Annotated in this window: 10 protein-coding genes and 1 pseudogene; 4 read left to right on the top strand and 7 right to left on the bottom strand. The window is 66.3% G+C overall.

Annotated features, from left to right (window positions below):
* Positions 1-131 precede the first annotated feature (131 nt).
* Genes GAS53_RS15780 through GAS53_RS15790 form a run of 3 tightly spaced genes read left to right on the top strand, consistent with a single transcriptional unit; the run spans position 132 to position 6,999 of the window.
* Positions 132-3,182 carry a TnsA-like heteromeric transposase endonuclease subunit gene (locus tag GAS53_RS15780; protein ID WP_151478224.1) on the top strand — a complete coding sequence of 1,017 codons (3,051 nt, stop codon included), beginning with the start codon at positions 132-134 and terminating at the stop codon, positions 3,180-3,182.
* Positions 3,179-4,345, top strand: a complete 1,167-nt coding sequence (locus GAS53_RS15785) for an AAA family ATPase (protein ID WP_225858940.1) — start codon at positions 3,179-3,181, stop codon at positions 4,343-4,345. The genes GAS53_RS15780 and GAS53_RS15785 overlap by 4 nt, the downstream gene beginning before the upstream one ends.
* Positions 4,342-6,999 carry a TniQ family protein gene (locus GAS53_RS15790; protein WP_151478225.1) on the top strand — a complete coding sequence of 886 codons (2,658 nt, stop codon included), beginning with the start codon at positions 4,342-4,344 and terminating at the stop codon, positions 6,997-6,999. The genes GAS53_RS15785 and GAS53_RS15790 overlap by 4 nt, the downstream gene beginning before the upstream one ends.
* A gap of 41 nt (positions 7,000-7,040) precedes the next feature.
* Here the strand turns inward: GAS53_RS15790 and GAS53_RS15795 are convergent, their stop codons facing one another.
* Positions 7,041-8,255: an MFS transporter gene (locus GAS53_RS15795; protein ID WP_151478226.1), complete on the bottom strand. Its 1,215-nt coding sequence runs from the start codon at positions 8,253-8,255 to the stop codon at positions 7,041-7,043.
* A 317-nt stretch (positions 8,256-8,572) separates the two neighbouring features.
* On the opposite strand from GAS53_RS15795, the pseudogene GAS53_RS15805 reads away from it, so the two are divergent.
* Positions 8,573-9,430 (top strand): annotated as a pseudogene (locus GAS53_RS15805) (PhoX family protein); the annotation flags it as partial.
* Positions 9,431-9,524: 94 nt separating this feature from the next.
* Here the strand turns inward: GAS53_RS15805 and GAS53_RS15810 are convergent.
* The 6 genes from GAS53_RS15810 to GAS53_RS15840 form a co-directional block, all read right to left on the bottom strand.
* A complete protein-coding gene (locus tag GAS53_RS15810; protein ID WP_151478228.1) occupies positions 9,525-11,033 on the bottom strand; it encodes an FAD-dependent monooxygenase in 1,509 nt (502 codons plus the stop codon).
* Between the two features lie 295 nt (positions 11,034-11,328).
* Complete coding sequence (locus GAS53_RS15815; protein WP_151478229.1) at positions 11,329-12,843, bottom strand: UvrD-helicase domain-containing protein; 1,515 nt, start codon at positions 12,841-12,843, stop codon at positions 11,329-11,331.
* A 70-nt stretch (positions 12,844-12,913) separates the two neighbouring features.
* On the bottom strand, positions 12,914-13,396 hold the full coding sequence (locus tag GAS53_RS15820) for a hypothetical protein (protein ID WP_151478230.1): 483 nt from the start codon (positions 13,394-13,396) through the stop codon (positions 12,914-12,916).
* Positions 13,393-14,277: a DUF6083 domain-containing protein gene (locus GAS53_RS15825; protein WP_225858941.1), complete on the bottom strand. Its 885-nt coding sequence runs from the start codon at positions 14,275-14,277 to the stop codon at positions 13,393-13,395. The genes GAS53_RS15820 and GAS53_RS15825 overlap by 4 nt, the downstream gene beginning before the upstream one ends.
* A gap of 159 nt (positions 14,278-14,436) precedes the next feature.
* Positions 14,437-14,700, bottom strand: coding sequence for a helix-turn-helix transcriptional regulator (locus GAS53_RS15830; RefSeq protein WP_151478231.1), 264 nt, complete (start codon positions 14,698-14,700; stop codon positions 14,437-14,439).
* Positions 14,701-15,993: 1,293 nt separating this feature from the next.
* Entirely contained in the window at positions 15,994-16,737 is a 744-nt protein-coding gene (locus tag GAS53_RS15840; RefSeq protein ID WP_151478232.1) for a hypothetical protein, read from the bottom strand.
* Positions 16,738-16,850 lie beyond the last annotated feature (113 nt).

Here is a 16,850-nt window from a genome sequence, read left to right on the forward strand (position 1 = left end):
CGTTCGCTCGTACGGATGCTCATCGAACGGTCTACCTGTGCAGCGGCACTCCTCGGTGTGAACGTGATGGAGTCTTGGCTGGCAGGGAGTTCGCGGCTTCCGCTCCCAGCTCACGTTGCTCGGGGGTAGGCATGCCGCATGCATTGAGCGAGGTCTCGGTAAGTCATCGCCGCCTGGACGGAAAGATCGACGAGGACCGAGCCTGGTCGGCTACGGGCGGAAAGAATTTTCCGCCTGTCACCCCGTGGCGTACGTTCCGCTGGCGGTACGGACAGAAGCACTATTCGGGCACGTATTGGTCCTCAACGATGGGGGCACATGTCGTCTATGAGTCGCGACTTGAGCTGACCCGCCTGCTCTATGCCGACTTCGACCAGAACGTGACCGCGGTCTTCGCCCAGCCGTTCCTGCTCTCGGCCACGGTGGACGGTAGTGCGCGCCGCCGTCACGTCCCGGACTTCCTGCTTCTGCGTGACAACGACGTTCCCTTGGTAGTCAACGTCAAGCCGCGGCACCTGCTCACGCGGCCGAAAGTGGCTTTCTCCCTCAGGTGGGCACGCGAGGTCGTCATGTCGCGCGGCTGGGACTTCGAGGTGTGGAGTGAGCCCCAAGAAGCGGAGTTGGCAAACCTGCGCTTCCTCGCCGGCTACCGCCGGCATTGGCTCTTCGACCACCAGGTACTTACGGAAGTCCGCCAAGCCGATCTGCATGGGGCGACGCTGGGTGAGGCATTCGACGCGTTTCCGCACCGGCCCACCTGGCAGGTACGAGCCGCGGTGTTACGGCTGCTGTGGTGTCAGCACTTCGCAACCGATCTGAGCAGTCCGCTGTCCCTGCGCCACCAGCTGTGCCGAGGGCCGGTCACGGTGACGGGGGCCGCGATCAACACGCTTCCCGTCCCGCTCGAGGAATCGGAGCAGGAATCGGAGCACCACGATGAAAACTCAGCAGCACTGCTACGGCCATCGAGCACGGGAGGACGGGTGAACGGAGCCGCCGTACGTGTCGGCGTGGGAACGCGACTGAGGTACGACGGCGAAGTCGTCGTGGTGGAGGAGATGTTCGGCGCTCCGACCGGAAGCGAGGTCCTCGTCCGGGACGGCCCGGGCCGCCGGTTCCGGCTGGCCCTTCGTGAAGTTCTCTCTTCCGGTCGGGCCCAGGTGATTGCCGAGGAGCCCGGTCCGGCGTCCGATGATCCGTGTGAGACGGCTTCGGTGGTCCTGGCGCAACTGGGCGAGGAGGAACTGACCGAGGTCAGGGAACGAGCCGCTCACATCAACGAGGTCCTCTACGGCTTCCGATCGGGCACAGTCGAGCTGGCTGCACCCGACGAGCCACGGCCGGAGTACGCACCAACTATCCCCAAGATGCAGAGATATGAGGCCAAGGCTGTCGAGCTGGGCGTGAGTACCCGAACCATCAAGCGGTGGGTTCACGCGTTCCTCCTCGACCGGGAGGCTGGGCTGGTCCACGGAGGTCCTCAGCGGGCGGCGGACCTGGGAGGGGTGGGTCGGGCCGATCCGCGATGGGTGGAGATGGCCCTGGAGATCATGGCCGAGCACGAGGAGAAGTCGAAGCCGACCAGGGCCAAGGTGATCCGTAGCATCGGCCCGCGCCTTCAGGCCCGCTACGGTAAGGGCGAGGTAGAGCTGCCCACGCGGGCGACGGCGTATCGGTGGCTTCAGGAACTGGATCAACGATTGCCGACCTTCCGACTGAGCGCAAAACGCAACCGGGATATCGCCGCCCGGCCGGGCACCGCGTACGGGAAGTTACGGCCCACCCGGCCCGGCGAGTACCTGCTGATGGACACCACGCGCCTGGATGTCTTCGCTCTCGACCCGCTCACGCTCAAGTGGGTACAGGCGGAGCTGACGATCGCGATGGACTGGTACACACGCTGCATCACAGGGATCAGGGTCACCCCCGTATCGACACAGTCCATCGACGTCGCCGCAGCGTTGTTCCAGACCTACCGCCCTCGTCCGGCCGGGAAAGAGTGGCCGCCGCACGCGGTCTGGCCTGACCACGGCATTCCCCGCACGGTCTTCGTAGACCGTGAGGCGCTGGCCGGTCCGGAGGATGAGACGCGTGCCCGAGGTACGGGAGTTGCGAGCCCGGCCATGGTGCCGGAGACCATCGTGGTCGACCACGGCAAGGTCTACCTCTCTGAGCACATCACCAGCGTCTGCCAACGCCTGGGGCTGTCCGTACAGCCGGCCCGGCTGCGGACTGGCCGGGACAAAGGGCCGATCGAAAGGTTCTTCAAGACCCTACGCGAGGCGTTGCTGGAGTTGCTGCCCGGCTACAAGGGGCCGGACCTGTTCTCGCGTGGTCTCAACCCGGAGGGGGAGGCCTTCTTCTTTCTCAACGAGCTGGAAGCGATCATCCGTGAGTGGGTCGCCTGCACGTATCACCACCTGCCTCACAAAGGACTGGTGGATCCGAGGGTGCCGGGACTACGTCTGTCGCCCGCGATGATGTTCGAGCACGGCATTGCGCGCGCGGGCTACATCGAGGTGCCCCGTGACCCGGATCTTGGCTTCGAGTTCCTGAAAACCGTGTGGAAGCCGATCCACCACTACGGCGTGGAGACCCGCAAGTGCCGTTACAACGGACCTGGGCTGGACGGATACCGCAACACAACCAGCTCGTACGCCGGGCCGAGGGCCAAGGGTCGGTGGCCGATCCACGTCGACCCTGACGACATCAACCTCGCCTACTTCCGGCGCCCGGATACCCGCCGCTGGCACACCCTGACCTGGGAACATGCCCCGGCGCAGAAGTTTCCTATCAGCGAAGAGGCCATGGGCTTGGCTCGGACGCTGGCCGGGAAGAAGCATCGCTTCCCCGATGACGAGACCGCGGTTGCCGAGCTACTGGAGCGATGGAACCTCGGTTTGGGGCTGACCATGTCCGAGCGACGTATCGCGCTCAGGATGGCCCGTGAGCAGTCCGCCTTCGATCTGCCGGTGACGGACGAAGACGAGATCAAGGCCCTGCCGTCGGTTGCCCGGGTCCTTGCACTTGAATCCGGCCACACTCCGTCCGGCGATCAGGACGATGCCGAGGAGCCGGAGCCCTACGAGGGCCAGGCACTGGGTGATGACGACGAGGACGACGAACTCGATGCCCAGGACACTGCCGAAGACTTCTATGCCGACGCCCTGGAGGACGCGTGAGCCAGGCCCGTAAAGACAAAGCCGCCCAGCAAGCGCCGGTCAGGCTGGACAACCTCACTTTGTCCCGCAAAGAAGGCCTGCGGGCTATGGCCGATACACCTCCCCGTCGGCAGCCGGACGTGCTGACCGTCAAGCAGCTCGCCGGGCTGAGCGAAGCAGCCCACGAGGAGTACCAGGAGGCTCGTAGTGTCTGGCATGCCAACATCGGCCCGATTAAGACGCCCCAGCTCAAAGCCCTGCACGAGGACTTGTGGGACATCGTGGACAGCAACCAACAGGACGGCGACAAGGCGAAGGGCGCTGTGGCCGTGGATGCCTTCCCCGGGCTCGGGAAGACCACTGCGGTGCTGAATTTCGCACTGAAATACCACCGGCGCCAGATTCAGCGGGAAGGCGCCTTCACCGATGCCGGGCACGAGCGGTGGCCGGTCTGCCGGGTCGGGCTGACCAGCAACATCGGCATGAAGGACTTCAATCGGGCCCTGCTGGAGTATTACGCGCACCCGGGGCGGAACAGCGGCACCTCCGCCCTGTTTGTCCAGCGCGCGCTGGACTGCGTGCTGCAGTGTGAGACCAAACTGCTGATCATCGATGACCTGCACTTCCTCAAGTGGCAGGCCAAGAACGGCAAAGAGGTCAGTAACCACTTCAAGTACATCGCGAACGAGTTCCCGGTCACCTTGATCTTCATCGGAGTGGAACTCGAGCAACGTGGCCTGTACTCCGAGGTCGACGACAGCGGGGACATCGCCCTGGCCCAGACCGCACGTCGAACGACCCCGCTCACCTTGGACCCGTTCGACGTCGACAACGAGCAGCACCGCAAGCAATGGCGGAATCTTCTGCTGGCGCTGGAGCGGCGCATCGTTCTCAGCCGCGCCTTCCCCGGCATGCTCGCCGACGAGTTGAGCGACTACCTCTTCTACCGCACCACCGGTCACATCGGCTCACTGATGACTCTGATCAACAGGGGATGCCAACGCGCCGCACGAAGCAAGACCGAACGTCTCGATGAAGACCTTCTCGAGAACGTGAAGATCGATGCGGCCTCGGAGCGGGCGCGCAAGGCCATCGAGCAGAAGTTCAAGCAACACCGTCTGACCAGCAAACCTCGATCGGCCAATAAGCCGAGCACGAAGCCAGCGGGCGCCGGAGCAGCATGAGCGCGGTTCGTAGCCTGCCCATCCGCATTGCGCCGGTCCCGGGGGAAGCGCTGGACTCCTGGCTCGAGACCATGGCGCACTGCATGCGCACCTATCTGAGAGACCTCTCTCCCGCCCTGGGGCTTCTCCCGCGCCGCGGCAACGGGACCGATTTGGCGCATACCGCTCGGAACAAGACAGTGCTGCTGCATCCTGCCGAGGCTGAGGCCATAGCGGCTGCGACCGGTCTGGAAGTCGATCAGGTGCACCGGATGACGCTGAAGCACTACGACCAGAAGGCATTGTTGATCAGTCCCGAGGACCGGCACGTCAACCTGCATGCCGTGTGGGGACGAAGGCGAGGCTCTCGTTTCTGTCCCCAGTGTTTGTCCGAATCCGGCGGACGATGGCAATTGTCTTGGCGCCTGGGATGGTCCTTCGCCTGTCTGGCCCACAACAGACTGCTGGCCGACGAGTGTCCGGACTGCGGTCGCCCTCAGCGCATGCGGCAGCACAGCGCATACGGTGTTCCTGTTCCCGGCCTCTGTGTGAACACCAATCAGAGCAGTGGGAAACAGATCCGTTGCCGAGGAGATCTCACCCGAGCCGATACTCCTACATGGCCCGCGGGGGCCAGTGTTCTGGCGGCACAGCGGCTGCTTGACCGGTCCATCGCGGAAGGGAGAGCCAACTTCGGTATCTACGCCGAAGACCCACCGCCGACAGTGGTAGCACTCGCCGACGTCCGCGCGGTCGCAGCCCGCTTCCTGTCGGTGGCCTCACGCAACATCGACGTGTTGAAGGAGTCCGGTGTTCTTGCCGGGATTCCCGCACAACTCCTCGAAGATCTACCTGAATCCGATCGCGATTCACGTTTCCCTGCCCGGCCCGGGTCCATGACCCCGCGCCAAGCGTCGGCCACTGGGGCCGCCGTTCTCGCAGCCCTCGACATTCTCGGACAGCCCGACGTTCAGCAAGCGGGTGAGCGCATGCGTCCGCTCATCGATGCCACTAGCACCGCCCTCTCCATCGAAGCGGCGGTTCTTGTGCAGCACTGGGGTGGCGACATCAGCCCCCGCCTCAAGGCCGTTCACCTTGCCGCTTTGCGGCCCCTACTCACCCCCAACCTGCAACTTCGATATCGAACCGTCAGTAGCGCCCCAAGCCGACCGGCAACCGGCGTGATCGTGGCATCACGGCGAGCCCGCAAAGTCCCAACACTTCTCTGGCCACTGTGGTCGCTGCGGCTGTCGCCGCCGCAGGGTGCCTGGGAGTGGCACCTACGCCAGGGGCTGTCCGGCGCGCTCCTGATGGTCGGCAACAGGCTGGACGCTGGCGAAGCCCTCGCCCGGCTTGGCAGCACGACTGACCGGCAACGTGTAAGCCGTACGCTGCGACTCCTCGAACGTTCTGGCTCTTGGCTGGGGGTTCAGGAGGCCTTGGTTCGGCTTGCGGACTATCTCGATGCCACTGCCGTTCCCATCGACTACCACCGACGTCGCCGGTTGGACTATCGGGCCCTGCTGCCCGCCGAGCAGTGGAACGATCTATGCAACGAGAGGGGGATCAGAGCAGGCCGTCAGCGCCGAGCCCTAGTAGCTCGCGCTCTACTCACCGAACGGCTGAGCGGACTGCCTCCGTCCTCTCCGGATACCTCGTCCAGAAGCTCTTTCCGAAACCAGATGATTAAGTTCCCCTCTTGGCAGACGCCTGCTCTGGCCGAAGCTCTTGACCGGACAGCCCGCGAGTTCCTGGACCGGAACAATCTGCGCGATGAGCCCATTTCGTGGCTGCCTCCAGCAGAGTTGCTTCACCGTCTTGACCTTCCGGGGCCGGACCCGGAGGAGATCGACGTGACACGCCTTCACCAACTCCTTCGCGGTGAAGCGCCATCCGTCCCAGCGGCCGCGGATGCGCTCGGCGCAACGCGAGAAGCCGTCCGCCTAGTGCTCGCCATGCATCCTGCGCCGCCCACAAAGCACGTCCCGGGACTAAAGAGCACCAGCAGCGGAGCTTTCTTCTTCGCACGGCACACTCTCACTGCCGAAGAACTCACGCGGCTCTACATCGAAGAAAAGCAGACGCTCCTGGAGATCGGCCGCCGCATCGGCGTCAGCGCACCGATCATTGGCAAGCTTGCGGCCGAGTACGACATCCCTCTGCGCTATCCACGAGAGCCAGGTCGTCTTCGCACAGCGCACGTGCCGAGAGAGTGGCTCTACGAGCAGTACATCCTCAATCAGCGGTCTGTAACAGACCTAGCTGCCGAGCGGCAGATTGGTGTACAGACCATGCTGAACCGAATCAGAGAGAACGGCATCCCACTCCGTGAACGAGGAGGCCGCAGCCACCAGAAGACGTTGCATCGTGACAAAGAAGTGCAAGGTGCTCCACCCATCCTCCGGCCTGCGTTCACCGACGGAGGAGCAAGCCTTCGCCTGGAACGCTTTGCCGCAGCTTCCATCTATACCAGCTTCATCAAAGCTGGCAGAGCCTTGAAGCTTCACCCCTCCAGCCTCACCAGCGATGCCTGCAGACTGGAACGAGACCTGGGCACGCAGCTTCTCCAGCGAGCCACTCCCGGAGCACCCATGCAACTCACCGACTTCGGACTCCGTGTCGTGGAGGCGATCCGGGCATGGAAGGCGAATGAACCGTCAGGTAGAAGCCAATGAGCACCGACCGAGCAGCATGGAGTGATGAGCGAAGTGCGACTTCAATTCCCAGATATCCGCCGTTTGCGGGATGCGCCGGCGTCTATGACAGCCGCCAACACAGAAACTGTCGCCAGCACCGCGAAGAGCGTCGGGTAGCCGCCAAGTTCTGCCGCCAGAGCGGCGCCGACAAAGGGAGAAAGAGCACTGGCAACAGTCACGGGAGCCGCAAGAAGGCCAGAGAATCTGCCGTAGTGCGCAGCGCCCCAGCGCTCGGTGACCGCTGTGGCCTGGAGCAAGGTGAGGTTGCCGCGCACCATGCCCGCCACGACAGCAAGGGCGATCAAGAGCGGAATGGGCCCATGGATAGCGCCGAGCAGCGCGGTGGTTGCTGCGCTGAGGCCGATCAGTGCGACGGTGCGGGTGGCGACGCCGGTTCGGCGGACGAGGCTGGAGTAGAGCGTGCGGCCCAGGGTCTGGCCTGCGCCGCCGAGGCCTAGCGCCCAGGCAGCCGCCGCGGCGCTCGCCCCACGTTCCATGAGCAGCGGGACGAGGGCGATGACGACGGCATACATAGCGAAGCCATTGAGGGTGAAGGCTGCGGCGAGGAGCAGGAACGGCCGGCTGCGGGCGACTGATCTGCTGCCATCGACCTGGCGCGTGGGGTGTGATGGGGCTGGCGGCCAGGGCCCGCGGAGTGCGAAGGCATGAACGGGGATGGTGATGGCGGCCAGGAACACGGCAAGGACCGCGTAGGTGGTGCGCCAGCCGAGGTATTCTACAAGCAACGCTGTCAGGGGCGCAAAGACGGTGGAGGCGAGACCACCCGCCAAGGTGACGACAGTCAGGGCACGGACGCGGTCTTCGCCCCACCAGCGGGTGAGGGCGGCGAAGGCTGGCTGGTAGAAGGTGGCGGCCATGGCCACCCCGGCGAGCAGCCACGCAGCCGTGAAAATCGTCAAGTTGGGGGCGCGCGCTACCAGGAGTATTGCGATCACGCCCAGGACGGAACCCGTCGTCATGACTGCGCGGGGACCACGGTGGTCGAGGACCCGACCGACAGGGATGCCGATCAACGCGGAGACGAGCAGGGCGCCGGAGAACGCTCCGGTCGTGGCGGTGGTGGACCAGCCGGTGTCGGCGGTGATGGCCCTGTTCTCCCGAAGCCACGGCGAAGTGACAAGTAGCTCTCTGTAGCGGATCTGGGGTGTGCTTGTTAGCGTTTTTGATCTTCTGGGCTCATCGTGGGCCGTGCTCGGGGAGGTTGGTCCGGTCATGGCGACCGGAGGGAGCTCGGGGTGCGGCAGGAGTGGGAGCCGGAGGACCTGATCGAGGTCTGGACGCTGCTGGAGGAGGACCAGGAGCGGCTGCGGAACAAGTCGGGGGCGAAGCGCAAGGGACAGAACCCCTCCGTGGCCAGCATCTACCGGGCGCTCGCCGAGCACGCCAAGCGCGAGGCGTACCCCGAAGCCGTCGCCCAGGCCCGCCGCCCTCCAGGGCGGCGAAGTCTCCGAACCCCGTCTCGCTCTCCCGGACCGAGCGTCACTCTGATTACAGAGAGCTACTTGTCACTTCGCCGGGGCTTGGGGAGAACAGGGCCAAGAAGGGCAGCAGCCGCTCGGCCCGCGAGCACAACATGCGCCTGCTCGACGAAGGCACGCTGTACGTCGCCAAGTTCACCGGCGACAGTCCGGCCGCCGAGATCGACGGCGCCGGCAAGCTTCCGAGTGACGGTGAGTTCGACGGCACGGGCGAGTGGATCCCGCTCGCGACGGGCAACGTCTCGCATGTGCCGGGCATGACCGCCGCGGAGGTGTACGCCTTCACGCGCCTGGCCGCCGACAAGGCGGGCGCCACCAAGATGGACCGCCCGGAGGACGTCGAGCCCAGCCCGCGCACCGGCCGCGTCTACGTCGCCCTCACCAACAACTCCCACCGCGGCGCCACCGGCAAGGCGGGGCCCGACGAGGCCAACCCTCGCAAGGGCAACAAGCACGGCCACATCCTGGAGTTGGAGGAGCAACGGGGTGACGCCGCCGCGAAGAGCTTCCGTTGGAAGCTCCTGCTGGTCTGCGGAGACCCCGAGGACCCGTCGACGTATTTCGCCGGCTTCGACAAGTCCCGGGTCAGTCCGATCTCCTGCCCGGACAACGTCGCCTTCGACGAGCACGGCAACCTGTGGATCGCCACCGACGGGGCCGCGCTGGGCTATCACGACGGCCTCTTCGCCGTCCCGCTCAAGGGTGCCGAACGCGGGCACGTGAAGCAGTTCCTGTCCATACCGAAGGGCGCCGAGTGCTGCGGCCCCATCATCACCCGGGACCGCATCCTGGTCGCGCCCCAGCACCCGGGCGAGACCACCGGCGCCACTGCCGAGAACCCGGGCTCCGCCTGGCCGGACGGGCCGGGGAAGCTGCCGCGTCCGTCGGTGGTGGCTGTCTGGGCCGACTGAGGTGGGCTGACGCAGGGCCGATGTCCGTTGTCCGGGGAACTGATCGGTTGCCCGGGCAACGGCCCTGCGCCCGCCGGGCTACTGTCCGGGATCGTCACTCAGTGGGCAGCCAGCGGTCGAGATAGACGCACAGTTCCTCCAGGTCAGTACCGCCCGCCACGAAGCCGAAGTAACCGTCGGGACGGACCAGCCCGTGTACCGGGCCTCCTGCCCAAGGGCCTTCCGGGCCGAGCCAGTGGACGGTGAGCAGGCCCGCCCGTCCCCGGGTGACCGCGCCGAGCAACCGCTCGGGCCAGACAACATCCTGCCCGGCCAGCAACAGGTGCCAGCCCGGTATGGCGGTGTGACCCTGAAGTCCTCGGGGCACGTCGGGCAGCCGGTCACCGGCCCGCGGGCCCCGCCGCGGGGCATGCGGCCCGGCCACGGACGCGGGGCTGCTCCGATAGTGGATGGCGAGCTCGGACAGCGTCCGGAAGGCCGCTCCACGCAGCCGCGTCGAACGCAGCGCCAACGGGGCCAGGAGCGGAGCGAGTCGGTTCCGGGCGAGGCGGATGAACGGATTGCGGCTGGTGCCGATCGTGAAGGCCCGGTCGGTGAAGCGGAGCACGTTACGGCCCACCGGCGCCCGCTCCGCTTCGTAGGTGTCGAGAAGCTCCTCCGTCCCGTTCCCCCGGCACACCGCCGCGAGCTTCCAGCCCAGGTTGAGCGCGTCCTGGATGCCGGTGTTCATGCCCTGCGCACCGGCCGGGCTGTGGATGTGGGCGGCGTCCCCCGCCAGAAAGACCCGCCCGCAGCGGTAGCGGGCGGCACCGCGGTTGTGCAACCGGAACACCGTCATCCACACCGGGTCCCGCAGCCGCAGGCCCTCACCCACGTACCGGTCGGTGATCTCCTGGAGCTGCTCCAGATCGACATCACCATCCGGGGCGTCGGGCGGACGTATCGCCAGCATCCGCCAACTCGCGGGCGAACCAAGAGGGAAGAAGAACAGCATGCCGACGGCCGTCAGATACGCGTGCGCGGCACCGGCCTCCAGCCCGTCCACCTCCAGGTCGGCCAGAAGGAACGTCTGCGGATAGGCACGCCCTTCGAAGGCGATGCCCGCCTGCGTGCGGACCGTGCTGTGCGCACCATCGCAGCCGACCACGTAACGGGCCCGCACCTGCTCCTCCGTACCGTCGCTACTCCTCACCACGCATACAACCCCGTCGTCTTCAGCCGACAGCTTGACCAGCTCGGTGCCGCGCTCCGCCTGTCGCCCGCCCAGGACGTCCTCTGTCTCGGCCTGGGAGAGGAACAGAAGGAAGGGGTACGGGGTGTCGTCGCAGCCGATGTCGAACAGCGGAAGCGACAGGACACGGCGCGGCAGGTGCATCCTGAGCTGCACGGCTTGGCTGCCGCGCGCGACCAGCTCGTCGGCGAATCCGAGTCCGGCCAGCGCCTCCAGCGTGCGCGGCTGGATGGCCAGAGCGCGGGACTCGTGGGCCAGGTCGAGGCTGCGGTCGATGACCCGGAACGTCACCCCATACGAGCGTAGCTGCGCGGCGAGCGCAAGACCGGTCGGCCCAGCACCGACCACCAGGACGTCCAGCGGTTCCGTCACGCTTCCACGGTAATGCGGAGAGAGCTCCAGGGGGCACTAATGCATCGACCGCCGTCGATGCATGGTGAACAGCCTGGTGAACGCTCGAGGACGGCTAAGTGATGTGGGCAAGATCTATGTACGCGACGTGGCTCGAAGCTCCGGCGGACCCATTACGCGCGCGCAGGCGTACGCGCGCCCACTTTCCGAGCGGTCTTGCTGCTCCTTTGGACCACACCACCTCCCAGACGCCAGGCACCGATGACTCAGCCCTGGCGCCCACCCCGCCATGGCCGAGAGCCTACTGACCTTGTTTTCAGGCACCCACCAAGCTACGGCCGCCGGGCAACTCGGCATCCGGGATCGCGCCCGGGCGCTGAGTCAGGTAGTCGTCGATCCATGACAATCCGCCGAGGTCGAGCCGGCTACGTGCGCGGGTGACAGCGACATAGGCGAGGCGGGCATCAGCGTCGTCAACTGGTTCCGGAATCGGGCGGCCTTGGTCATCTTTCTGTTCGGAGTCTTTTGGCGGGGAGAAGTCACCGGCAATCGTGACGGTGGACCATTCGCGGCCCTTCGCCTTGTGGGCGGTGGAGACGGTGACGTCGGCGCTCTCCTCGTCGGTGAGCTTGTCGACCGCCGCGAGGATGGCGTCAGGTCCGTGGGTGTCCACGAGATCGATGAAAGGCTGGAGGTCTCTGCCAGCAGGGTCGTGCTCTGCGTAGTCCTGCAATTCGCCCCAGGAGGCGAACAGCACGAGTTCGGGGTGGGTGGTCCGACGGCCGCTCTTCAGCTCACGCGCGGCGAGCGCCAACGCGGAGAGAGTGTGCCCGCCACGAGCCAAGGCGACTTGGTAGCCACCCGCAAGCAGGCGCATGACCTCGGTCATGGCGCCAATGTTGGTGCGGCAGAGCACTGCGTCGGGGCACGCGATATGACCTACCTCGGTAGGGATCTCCTTGGTGCCGGTCAGACGGATGGGGGCGCTGGCGAGGGCAAGCCATCGGTTGGCCTGCTCGGCCAGGCGGGGACCGAAGCGAAAGGAGCGAGTCAGGGTGAGGTGCGTGGCCTCGAAATCGGTCATCACGTCACGTGCGCCGCGCCAGCCGTAGATGGCCTGAGCGGAGTCTCCCACCATCACCAGCTGGGCGTGGTTCCGCTGAGCGGCGAAGACTTGTTCCAGAACGGGGTTGGTGTCCTGGGCCTCGTCGAGGAAAAGGAAGTCCGCTTCGACCTTCGGTTCGGTCAGGGCCCACATCTTGAGGTAGTGGTCGTGTTCGAACCGGACGACGCCGCAGTCTGGGTTGTGCAGGTCGGCCCATGCTTTCGTAGCGAACGGCATAACTGCGTCGATGAGTTGGCGGTGCTCATCAGCTGTGCTCAGTCGGCGCAGGTGGGGTACGTGATGGCTGGCCAGCGCTCGATCGGCGGAGTAGCAGAAGCGGGTCACGGTGCGCAGCACGGTGTGGGAAAGCGTTCTGTGACTGACGTCGTGGTCGCCGATACGGGTGTGTTTGGTGATGCCAAGTGCCTGTCCGGTCCGCCACGCCGGCTGTCGAGGGCTGTTCAGACGGCGAACGTAGCGGTGGCCAAGGGCTGCGTAGGCGGTGGCGTGGGCTGTTTTGCACAGCACGGTGCCGGGAAAGCGGGCGGCAGCATCGCGTGCGATGTCCTTGTTGAAGGCGAGGTATCGGCCGCGGTGCCGCGTGCTCGCGGCGAGTAGAGCCAATGTGCTGGTCTTCCCGGCTCCGGCGCCCGCTTGAAGGACCACGTGGTGGCCCGCGCGGAAAACGTCGACGGCTTGGGCCTGTTCGTCTGTGGGCGTGTGCAACGAGGGCTCCGCGGGATGGAGGGAGGGCGATGGGGCTGCGAGCAGTCCGCCGACGGGCGTCGGCAGCTTCTTAAGGTCGGGGCGCTACCAGGCGCCGGTGAAGTAAGGCGCGGGCTGTGCACACGAGTACGTCTTCAGACGAGTGCTGGGCGAGCAGGGCTTCAAGCTGTTCTGTAAGTCTCCGGGTGTGGTCGCGTTCCTGCCGTGCGAGAGACTCGGTCATGCTTCGGCTCAGGAATTGCTCCGGCCGCTCGCTGTGTGCGGCTGCGGCCTGGTTGATCTCGGCGCGGACGGCCCGGCTCAAGCTGATGTTGAGCAGGACTTGCCCCCGCTGATCGGGATAGTGGGTGGTCAGGACGTCGATGGGCAATAGTCCGTGCAGCCGGCGGCGAATCGATCGCAGGGCGCGGCCAGGTGTCTTGCCCTGGTAGACGGTCATCAGTCGTGTGCGGTCCGCGTTCGTGGCGAGCGGCACAACACGGCAGGCGCGCTGGATTTCGCGGGCAGTAGCGGGCCGAGTGAGGATGATCTCGGCGGCGAAGTGGTGGTTCACAGCCTGATCGGCCTCGACGCGCGGCCTTCCGGGCCTGAGTGACGGTTGCGGGTGGGCAGTCGGGTGCAGATGTGCTCGAGGTGGAGGTAGGGGTCAAAGCGTTCCCACTCGGCCACTGCCAGATCGGCGGCCGCTGGGGTGGCCGCGTGCTGAGCGCAACGCTGCGTACGCCAGCGCAGTTGCTCCTCGTAGGGCAGAGCCGTGAGGTCGTAGACAGCCATGGCCGTGGCTGGCAGGGCAAGTTGCCCTCGCTCGGCGGTAGCTGGCACCAGAGTCCAGCGGCCCGCCGGGCCATCGGAGCCGGCCAGTGTGTGGGGGCATCGCTGTCGGCGCCGGGTCTGGGCGACACACTGGATTTCGTCGACGGGACGGGCGGCGAGGTAGCGCACATACAGGAGCTGCACGATTGGCCGGGCCGGGCGGCAGACAGCCGTCGGCATCGTTCGGTTGTCCGGTGAGGCGGACGGTTCGAAGACGCCGCTGTCGACCAGGCGACGCATGTTGACGGCGAGACTGCGACGCAATGCGGCCAGCCCGGACACCGTTGCGGGATCGGCGTCGCGGGCGGGGCAGACGACTGCGTGCGGGAGGCGGCACCAGGCGCTGCCGTCACCGGCGGGATGGGCGACTCCGGAGCTGACGTGCCAACGGCAGGATTCAGGCACCGCGGCCGCCGGAAGTTCGCGTGGGTGGAGTCGGACGGGCTGCTCGTTGCCGCGGAGATACCACTCGATCGGATTTCCGCAGTCCCGGCAACGGTCGCGTTGACCACAGCGCAGAAGCCGACTGGCGCCGCCGGGGTCGAGGCGCAGTGACCGACGGTGGTGGACGCCCCGAGAGCTCCGGTCCCAGCGGCGAGGGGAGGAAGATGAGGAAGGCATGCGCGCGAAGGTGCCAGGCAACACGCCGTATCGGCGGCGCCAGGGCCGAAAGAGTCCCCCGGGCGGCCTCAATTCATAGAACGCCCGCGCGACATACTGCTCACGGGTTCGCTCTGGATCGCCGGTTCGGGTGGTTGGTCCGAGCCCTGCAGGTGGCGGTCAGCCGCCCGTCCGGCCTGGGGCGTCATGCCCTTCACACAGGGCCCCGAAGAGCTCGTCGAGCGGGGTGCCCAATGCGTGGGCGAGGGCGTGCCAGGTCTTGAGGGAGCCGAGGGTGCGGCCCTGCTCGATCTCGATGAGAGTCCTCCTGGCCAGGCCGCTTTGGGCAGCGAGCTCGTCATAGCTCCAGCCCCGCGCCGCCCGCAGCCGCGCGAGCTCCAGACGCAGCGCCTCGAAGTCCGGGTCGGGCGGGAAGATCGTCACCCGACAATCCGACGGTGCAGACTACTGCCCTGTCAGTGCAGACCTCTGCCCTATTTCTGCAGGTGGCGACATCAACGACAGGGCAGGGGTCTGCACTACCGTGTGCGGGCCGCCCTCATCTTCTGCGGGTACGGCGCGGAATATGACGGGAGGAACACGCCCCCCATGAGGCTTTGCACCACACGATTCGGGGTCCGGCGTACCTGGACCGTGGAGCTGCGCGCACTGCCCGGCGGACCGATTCTCGTGTGCCAGCAATGCCCCCATGGTGGGCGTCCGCTCAGCGGCTCATCCGCCAGGTCGGAGCTTCTCGCCCACCTGGCGCGACACGCCCAAAGCGAGCTGCTCCCCGCTCACCTCCGTACATGCCAGTGCCACGAGCGCGGATGCAGCTGGCACCCGCGCCACCGCGGCTGCAGCGGCCCCATCCGGCTCGTGCTCACGCGCGATCGCGGCGGTCGGATGTGGCGACTGACTGACGCCTGCACGGCCTGCGCCATGGCCACATCACAGGCTGCGGTGGTCCCGGACACGCTTCTGTCATCCGCGGCATCCACAACGCTCGGGCGTGAACGACGTGGAGTACGCCGCCCCAAGGAACCGGACCGGCAGACCCGAGTTCGCGAAATGCTCAGCTACCTCGCCGCCGCACTGCCGGCAGAGACCAGCGCCGCCGCCCGACTCATTGCGTTGCAATGCGCCCTGCGCATACGCGACTCAGGACACGTCAGCCTGTCGACAGGCGTGCTGCGCAGCCTGCGGTTGGGATCTGTTTCGGCGCCATGGCGGGAGCTCGAACGGGCGCGATGGTTGCGCGCGAGCCTTCCGCTGCCGCCCTGTGCCGGGCCCGTTGTGGCCGCGCAATTGCTCGACGCCGGGCTATACACCCAGCACCCAGCACGTCCCGATCGGCTAAACGCCGCCGACTGGGCGCTGCGTACCGCCTCCCGCGCTCGTGCGGGCTCCGCGCCGCTTCCCCGGCTGGCTGCGGTGTGCCTGGCGTGTTACACGGCGCCCGAGAACAGGCACGCAAGCGCGGAACTCGACCGACTGGCACACGAGTGCGGGCTGACAGGCACGGCATTCACCGGTGCTCTTGGCCAGTTGGCGGGCTCAGGCTTCCTCAGTTCCTGGAACCTTGCCTCGGCATCGGGCGATCTCGAATGGACACTGGCAGGGTCCCTCGGGCACGGACGCTCAACGGCGAATCAGGCATGCAGTGACCTCCGTCAACTGTGATCCGTCCGAGGGGCCGCCGACTCAGCGCGCGGACCCTCGTCGGCCTGCGAGCGGTCAGGTCCCAACGGGCTGCCACTGTCCGCAACTCTCGCTGTTGAAGGAGTAGTCGCTTGCGCTGATGGTTACTTGGGCTCGCTTCGCGGCGGTGATGAAGTTGTTGTCGATCGTCTCGCCGTTGGCATCCATTCGTTCCCAGTAACACCCTTCGACATCGATCACGTAGTAGGTGCCGGGCTTGATTTCAGTGCCTACCCGGTAGACACCGGCGCCGAAGACGCGCCCTTCGCCTTCCAGCTTGTTGCGCTCCTCGGCTCCTCCGATCAGCTTGTGGAGCTTGCTCTTCTGGGGGTGCTCCGGGCAAAGGACGAGGGCGCCTCGGACCTCCTGCAATTGCTCTTCGGAGCCTGCCTGCTGGAGGTAGTCCCAGCTCTCCGGCCCCGCCTGTGCGCACATGCCGTACAAGGTGCCGAGACTGCCCAAGTCGCCCCCTTCGCCATAGGCGGTCTCCACGGCCTTCGTCTCGGTAGCGCTCATTTCCGAGCCGACGACTTCGGCCTCACACATCTCTTGCTCGTCCGGCCACGCCTCCTCAGCAGAGGAGTAGTAGGCGTCCCCGTAGCAGTCGATCTCGACGGTGACGGGGTCTGGCTCAGCCTCGAGAACTTCGGCTTCTTCAGCAGGTTGACTCTCGATGGCGGTTGTTTCCGGTGCCCGCTCAGCGCCCTGTGTCTTCTCCGATGCACTGGAACATCCCACGAGCAGCAAGCTCGCTATAGCTGCGGCTGCGATCTTCTTCATGTGACCCCCCACGGGTGATTTCAGCGGCCCACGTCCCACCCCTGGAAGGCTGCTGATCGGGGTCACACTAACAACGGCCCGAACGATGAACTGCCCTATCGGTGGCGCCAGAA

The organism is Streptomyces albicerus (assembly GCF_008905045.1).
In the GTDB taxonomy this organism is placed as follows: domain Bacteria; phylum Actinomycetota; class Actinomycetes; order Streptomycetales; family Streptomycetaceae; genus Streptomyces; species Streptomyces albicerus.